This window comes from Acinetobacter sp. YH12151 (genome assembly GCF_013418355.1).
Classification (GTDB): domain Bacteria; phylum Pseudomonadota; class Gammaproteobacteria; order Pseudomonadales; family Moraxellaceae; genus Acinetobacter; species Acinetobacter pseudolwoffii.
Window position 1 is genome coordinate 21,462 of record NZ_VPCG01000038.1, and the last position, 6,252, is coordinate 27,713.

Annotated in this window: 9 protein-coding genes; 5 read left to right on the forward strand and 4 right to left on the reverse strand. The window is 43.2% G+C overall.

Translation table 11 applies throughout. The annotated features are described in order from the left end of the window. Nucleotides 1–146 precede the first annotated feature (146 nt). Nucleotides 147–983, reverse strand: coding sequence for a metal ABC transporter solute-binding protein, Zn/Mn family (locus FTU82_RS12565; protein WP_100329707.1), 837 nt, complete (start codon nucleotides 981–983; stop codon nucleotides 147–149). A 146-nt stretch (nucleotides 984–1,129) separates the two neighbouring features. Here FTU82_RS12565 and FTU82_RS12570 point away from each other — a divergent pair, with 146 nt between their 5' ends. From FTU82_RS12570 to FTU82_RS12585, 4 genes are read left to right on the forward strand one after another with little or no spacing between them, the layout of a single operon-like run. Next, the gene (locus FTU82_RS12570) at nucleotides 1,130–1,627 is read left to right on the forward strand and encodes a transcriptional repressor (RefSeq protein ID WP_005173814.1); all 498 of its coding nucleotides are present in this window, start codon (nucleotides 1,130–1,132) and stop codon (nucleotides 1,625–1,627) included. After that, nucleotides 1,609–2,391 carry a zinc ABC transporter ATP-binding protein ZnuC gene (gene znuC, locus FTU82_RS12575; RefSeq protein ID WP_100329706.1) on the forward strand — a complete coding sequence of 261 codons (783 nt, stop codon included), beginning with the start codon at nucleotides 1,609–1,611 and terminating at the stop codon, nucleotides 2,389–2,391. Before FTU82_RS12570 ends, znuC begins: the two co-directional genes overlap by 19 nt. A gap of 3 nt (nucleotides 2,392–2,394) precedes the next feature. Continuing rightward, nucleotides 2,395–3,195, forward strand: coding sequence for a zinc ABC transporter permease subunit ZnuB (gene znuB, locus FTU82_RS12580; RefSeq protein ID WP_100329705.1), 801 nt, complete (start codon nucleotides 2,395–2,397; stop codon nucleotides 3,193–3,195). 3 nt (nucleotides 3,196–3,198) lie between these two features. Beyond that, entirely contained in the window at nucleotides 3,199–3,681 is a 483-nt protein-coding gene (locus FTU82_RS12585) for a DUF523 domain-containing protein (RefSeq protein ID WP_180001339.1), read from the forward strand. Here FTU82_RS12585 and FTU82_RS12590 read toward each other — a convergent pair. Together FTU82_RS12590 and FTU82_RS12595 are read right to left on the reverse strand one after the other, a co-directional pair. Next, nucleotides 3,664–3,918, reverse strand: a complete 255-nt coding sequence (locus FTU82_RS12590) for a hypothetical protein (RefSeq protein ID WP_180000267.1) — start codon at nucleotides 3,916–3,918, stop codon at nucleotides 3,664–3,666. The genes FTU82_RS12585 and FTU82_RS12590 overlap by 18 nt on opposite strands. 91 nt (nucleotides 3,919–4,009) lie before the next feature. After that, nucleotides 4,010–4,630, reverse strand: coding sequence for a LysE family transporter (locus FTU82_RS12595; RefSeq protein ID WP_180000265.1), 621 nt, complete (start codon nucleotides 4,628–4,630; stop codon nucleotides 4,010–4,012). A 161-nt stretch (nucleotides 4,631–4,791) separates the two neighbouring features. On the opposite strand from FTU82_RS12595, the gene FTU82_RS12600 reads away from it, so the two are divergent. After that, nucleotides 4,792–5,712 carry a Dyp-type peroxidase gene (locus tag FTU82_RS12600; protein ID WP_180001340.1) on the forward strand — a complete coding sequence of 307 codons (921 nt, stop codon included), beginning with the start codon at nucleotides 4,792–4,794 and terminating at the stop codon, nucleotides 5,710–5,712. 87 nt (nucleotides 5,713–5,799) lie between these two features. Here FTU82_RS12600 and FTU82_RS12605 read toward each other — a convergent pair whose 3' ends face one another. Further along, complete coding sequence (locus tag FTU82_RS12605; protein WP_180101402.1) at nucleotides 5,800–6,141, reverse strand: hypothetical protein; 342 nt, start codon at nucleotides 6,139–6,141, stop codon at nucleotides 5,800–5,802. Nucleotides 6,142–6,252: the final 111 nt, after the last annotated feature.

Sequence of the window (6,252 nt, forward strand, 5' to 3'; positions counted from 1 at the left end):
GACAAGTTTAACAGGTGATTATTTTTAATCGCAGGCATTATAGAGTTACACCCCTGAACATGCAATCTTTTCCCGACCTTAGTCGTGTTTTTTTAAATCGGGGCAATGCTGTTAAACTAATCAAAATCTGTCTATTTTTTAAATCATTAGCGTGCATTTAATACGCACTTCTGGGTTTCTGCTGCTAATTGCTGCCAGGCTTGCACAAAGTCCCCTGCCCCGCTCATGCTTTCATCGACATGCTGAAACACCACCGGTTTCAGTTTTCGGTACTGATTTTCACTGGCATGACCTTCGGCCAGAAGGCACATTTTAGGCTGTGGGCGATGATCCTGTAAGAACTTGATTTGTGCCACAGTTGGCGAGACATGTGGATCATCGGTCAGTGCGCCCATGAACTTCAGATTCAAGGGACGTTCCAGATATTGATAGGCATCATGATACGACCAGTAAGCTTTGGCTTTAGTGCTGGAACTATAACGCTGGGCCGTCGCAAACATGCTTTGCGCAAAGTCGCGTGCATTTTTCCAGTACAGTTCACGGTTCTCCGGCAATTGTTGCGAACGCAGCGCCGCAATAAAGAAGCCAATCCTTACGGCATTGTTTGGATCGAGCCAGACATGCGTATCTACCGTATTTTTTAAGGCCTCACCACGCGGGTTACGCATCGGCAATGTGGTCAAAATACCGGATTCCAAAATAGCGATACCTTTATGACTGTCATTCAGCACTTTGGCCAGCGGTGCTTCATGCGCCTGACCCAACCAGATCACCAGACCGGCATCCTGAATAATTTTACGATGTGCCGGGGTCAGACTGACATCATGTCCGCTCTGATTGGCCAGTAATAAAGTCGGCTGTTCCACGCCCTGGGTAATTTTCTTGGCAATCAGATAGATCGGCTGAGTCGAGACCACCAGACTTTGTGACCAACTGAGTGTGCTGAACAAAGCCAAAAGACCCATTGCAAGGAGACGGAACATGAGTAGAAATCACTTAAAAACGAGAAAATTAGTAAGTGTTATAATATAACAAAAATACAAAAATACCTATGCCCAATCGAAACTCTGAACGCTTCATGTTAAGATTTGAAATCTATTAATTTTCAGTTTCGCACTTGAGGTGAACTATGGGTTCTTGTTCGCACGAACACCACAACGCATTGCACGGCGTGCACGACCATCCCAATGTCGCACAACGTCTTGCTGAAGCGGAAAGTCTTTGTGCAGCAACAGGCGCACGCCTTACCCCTTTGCGTAAAGAAGTGCTGGAACTCATTTTAAATGCGACTGGCCCGATGGGGGCTTATGATTTACTGGCACAAATGAAAAATGCCAGTGATCGTCCTGCGGCGCCACCTACGGTATACCGAACCTTGGATTTTTTATTGGGTAAAGGGCTGATTCACCGCCTGACCTCGATCAATGCCTATATTCCTTGTTGCCATCCACGTGAAGGACATCAGGCGGCTTTTTTAATCTGTACTGAATGTAAAGCGGTGACAGAAGCATCAGCGCAAGGTCTGCTTGACCAACTTGATGCACTTGCAAGCTCGGATGACTTTAGCGCACATCACAGCATTATTGAAATTTCAGGAATCTGTCAGCAGTGTCGCAACAAAGCTTAAGTGCCTCCCCCCTGATTCAGCTCTCCCAGATCTGGGTCAAGATTGATGAGCGTGATATTTTAAAAGCCATTGATTTTTCATTGCAAGAAAAAGAGATTGTGACGCTGATTGGCCCGAATGGTGCAGGCAAGTCGACTTTAATTAAAGTCATGCTTGGCATTTTAAAACCGCAATCCGGTGAGATCAAAACTGCACGTAAACTGAAATTCTCTTATGTGCCGCAAAAATTCAATCCATCGCATAGCTTGCCGCTGCGGGTCAAAGATTTACTGGCGCTGGAAAAATGTCCATCCAAAATCAAAACTGAAATTATTCGCGATACTGGCATTAGTAAACTGCAAGATTCCAAAGTTCAGCAACTTTCAGGCGGTGAGCGGCAGCGGGTGCTCTTGGCACGGGCCTTATTACGCCAGCCGGATATTCTGGTACTGGATGAACCGATGCAAGGTCTGGACATTCAATCCGAAGCTGAACTGTATGAATATGTGCGTAACTTGCCGGGAAAATATGGCTGTGCCGTATTAATGGTGTCACATGACCTGCAATGGGTGATGCAAGGGACGACTCGTGTGGTGTGCTTAAACAAACATATCTGTTGCAGTGGCCTGCCAGAAAGCGTACAGCAACATCCGGAATATCAAGCGATTTTTGGCACCAATCGGGTGTTCTATCAACATCATCATGATCATTGTGCGCATGGCGATTCTGCTACGCCGTGTCAGCATGATACGCGCCCTCATATTCACCCCGAGCCGGAAGCTTAAACCATGATGGATTGGTTACAACTCCTTTTACCTGCATGGATTATGGGCACGCTACTGGTGTTTCTGACGGCACCGCTAGGCTGCTTGATGCTGTGGCGTCGTATGTCGTTTTTTGCTGATACTATGGCACATGGTACTTTACTAGGTGTTGCGATTGCAGGCGCCTTAAGTCTACCGCTGTGGATGGGCGTGACCTTCTTGGCATTATTGCTGGTTGCCATTCTGTGGGTGCTACATGATCCCCGCCTCCCCAATGATGCCCTGCTTGCACTGTGTTCAGCGACCTTACTTTGCTCGGGTTTATTGTTTATTCAACATTTACCAAGTTTAAGACCTGAACTGCTCAGCTATTTATTCGGTGATCTACTGACCATTTCCTGGACGGACTTGCCCACGTTTGCCATTGTGATCATTCTGGCCTTAGGTGTTTTATATAAAAGCTGGCAAGCCCAGATTCAGATCGCGATTGATCCGGATATGGCGGTCAGTGAAGGGGTAAATGCCAAATGGCAACGCCTGATCTTTATGTTGCTATTGGCACTGTTTACCGTACTGGCTTTACGTGCAGTCGGTTCCCTATTGATGGGTGCATTGTTGGTTATTCCTGCTCTGACTGCTCGCCTTTTGGCAAACTCTCCACGCCAAATGGTGATCTGGGCATTCGTGATTGCACAGATTGGTGTGACAGTAGGCCTCTGGTCGAGCGCAGGCCTTAATACTTCAACTGGGCTGACCATTGTGCTGACCATGGCAGTGTTATTTGCAATGATGTTTATCTTTCAAAAATTTAAAAAGCTGAGCTAGGACATGGGGACTAAACGCTACTTTGTGAGTGCCTGTTTGCTCGGTCAAAAAGTTCGTTACGATGGCAAGGATTGCCTTGTCAAAGAAGTGCTCGAATCTTTAGTTCCAAATCAATATATCAGTCTGTGTCCTGAAATCTCAGGTGGACTACCGATTCCACGTCCACCTGCCGAAATTCAAAATGGTTCAGGCTTAGATGTACTTGCGCAAAAATCTTTAGTTATAGATATTCTAGGCAATGATGTTTCTCAAGCTTTTATACAAGGTGCATATCTCGCTTTAAAAGTTGCGCAAGACTTTCACGCCACACATGCAATTCTTAAAGCCCACAGTCCCTCTTGTGGTAGTGATTTGATTTATAACGGATCATTTTCAGGACATAAAATTCAGGGTGATGGTGTTACCGCTGCACTCTTTAAACAGCATAGCATTGTTGTGATGACTGAACATGAATTCTTGGCGCAATTATCACAGACTATTCTTTAATTTATAAAAGCGAAATTCAGGATTAAACAGCCCAATCAAAAATAAAATCGTGAATGCAATCCAAAAGAACCACGCCATCATAATTACCTGATCTTTCGTCCATTCTTCAGATTGAGATGTGTTAAACACAAACCATGTTTTCCAGCCTCTAATATATGCTGCCCCGCCCCACGAAATAATCCACTTGGTTAAAATGCAGTGTAAGACATAGATCAAAATCCATAATGGCGTTGACATGCTGCTTCGCCTATTGTTGTTTTCATACGATCAAACCAGATGAAATATGCTTAAAAATCAATTAATAGACTTAAAAATGTATTCCATACTGTTATTGATGTACCAAGCTTAATAAGCTCGCAGCACAAGCAAACAGCACTGCAAAACTACGGTTCATAATTTTCTGTTGTTTTGGTGACTTGAGCAATCGTAAAACTTTTGCAGCAAGCCCCGTGTAGCCCGCCATCACAATCAGATCAATCGTGATCATGGTCAGCGCCATAATCACATACTGAATCCATTGTGGTTTGGATAAATCCAGAAATTGTGGCAATACAGCCAGTAAAAACACAATGGCTTTGGGATTACTCATATTCACCAAAAAACCATATAAAATCAGTTTTCCCGCAGATTTACGTGCCAATTCATGTTTAATTTCGATGGATTGTAGTGGCGCTTTCCACTGTAAAATAGCCAAATATAATAAATAGCCCACACCAAACCATTTTACCACCAAAAATGCCCATGGCGTGGTCGCAAACAGCACCCCCACTCCGGCTGCCACCACTGCAATCTGCACCAGTAATGCCAGTTGCAGACCCAGTGCATTCCAGTAGCCATGTCGAAAACCATAATTCAGCCCACTCGACATCGAGGCAATTGCTCCTGCACCGGGTGAAACACTAATCACCCAACAGGCCAGCATATAGGCAAACCACATTTGGTAGGACATGAACATTCAACTCTGGAAAACTTGCACAATATTATAGGACTTATCCAATAGGTTCAGGCTAAAAAATTGCTTAAATATAAGGCGCTGCACTGTTCACTCTGCAGAGCTTCAGGCACAATATGTGCATTAAAAAACAGGATTTATCATTACAGGAGCCATGAATGACAGCCCAATCGGTAATCTTGCCCCTCCCCTCAGATCATGCTCGCTTTATTGTATTGCGTCTTAAAGACTTAAATATTGAAGCACTCAAAGAAAAATTAGAACATCTTTTTACTTCTCGTGATCGTCTGATTACGCAACATCCTCAAGCACAAATTAAAACAGCGGTCGCTTTTGGTCCTGAGCTTTGGTCAAGACTTTATTCACAAAGCCCTGCGGGTTTCAAACAGCTTGAACCGATTCAGGGTTCATTTGCAATGCCGGTTGTTCCGGCAGATATTCTGATTCATATTGCCAGTGCACGGGCGGATATCTGTTTTGCGCTGAGTCAGGCTTTTTTTGAAGGGATTCAGGATCAGGTTGAAGTTCTGGATGAACGTGTCTGCTTTCGCTATTTTGATGGCCGTGATGTGACAGGCTTTATTGATGGCACTGAAAATCCGCAATTCCCAGATGATCGTGCTGAGGTGGCATTACTCGGTGAAGATACGGGCATTTTCCAAGATAGTTCATTTATTTTTGCCCAGCGTTATGCGCATGATCTGGAAAAGTGGAAAAAGCTGAAAGTCGATACTCAAGAGCAAGTGATGGGTCGTACCAAACTGGAATCGATTGAACTGGAGGATGAGGTTAAACCGGCAAATGCTCACGTTGCACGTACTGTAGTGGAAGATGAAGAAGGCGAAGAAATGGAGATTCTCCGTCATTCTTTGCCTTATGGTGATGGCCGTGGTGACCAAGGTCTATTCTTCATTGCCTATACCAAAGATTTAACTATTATTGATGCAATGTTAGAGCGTATGTTTGGTACGTCTGGCGATGGGATCCATGATCGCTTGCTACACTTCGTCACTCCACTAGATGGAGCATATTACTTTGCACCGAGTGAAGAGTTGTTGGAAGAAGTTTTGGAAGGGTGATTTAAGAAGCCGACGGAAGTCGGCTTTTTTTATGAACTAAAGTGTTTTATTTAATTAAAGAAAAAAATCAGGCTATTTCATAATAGTTTAACTACACTCTTTTAAAGTTTTTTTATTAATATACTTTAAATATCCATTTAACTCTTTATTTAGTTGATCTAAATTTTCATTTTTTCTATTTTTTTCATAGTTCAATCTATTTATTTTTTTAGAACCCTCTCCATCTAAGAAATTATAACTATAATTTATTCTGTAACCTTCTAATATTTTAGCATTAGAAAAATATAAAATAGTTTCCGTACCATACACCCCTGAATCACCATCTATTTTAGATACAATTATACATTTAGCCTTGCTAACTTTATAAATACTTATCTCATTATTAAAGATAGGCCCTCCATTCTCTACTTCATAATGGCTTTGTTGCACAAACCTATCTGTAAAGGCTTTTTCAGCGATATAATTTCCAAATGAATAAGCCTACACAGAAAATCTACCGCACAACCAATTGGCCCGCATATAACCGAGCACTCATGAGTC

Coding starts and splice junctions, on each gene's coding strand:
- FTU82_RS12565 (WP_100329707.1), bottom strand. CDS start 983: ATGTTCCGTCTCCTTGCAATGGGTCTTTTGGCTTTGTTCAGCACACTC.
- FTU82_RS12570 (WP_005173814.1), top strand. CDS start 1,130: ATGGGTTCTTGTTCGCACGAACACCACAACGCATTGCACGGCGTGCAC.
- znuB (WP_100329705.1), top strand. CDS start 2,395: ATGATGGATTGGTTACAACTCCTTTTACCTGCATGGATTATGGGCACG.
- FTU82_RS12585 (WP_180001339.1), top strand. CDS start 3,199: ATGGGGACTAAACGCTACTTTGTGAGTGCCTGTTTGCTCGGTCAAAAA.
- FTU82_RS12590 (WP_180000267.1), bottom strand. CDS start 3,918: ATGTCAACGCCATTATGGATTTTGATCTATGTCTTACACTGCATTTTA.
- FTU82_RS12595 (WP_180000265.1), bottom strand. CDS start 4,630: ATGTCCTACCAAATGTGGTTTGCCTATATGCTGGCCTGTTGGGTGATT.
- FTU82_RS12600 (WP_180001340.1), top strand. CDS start 4,792: ATGACAGCCCAATCGGTAATCTTGCCCCTCCCCTCAGATCATGCTCGC.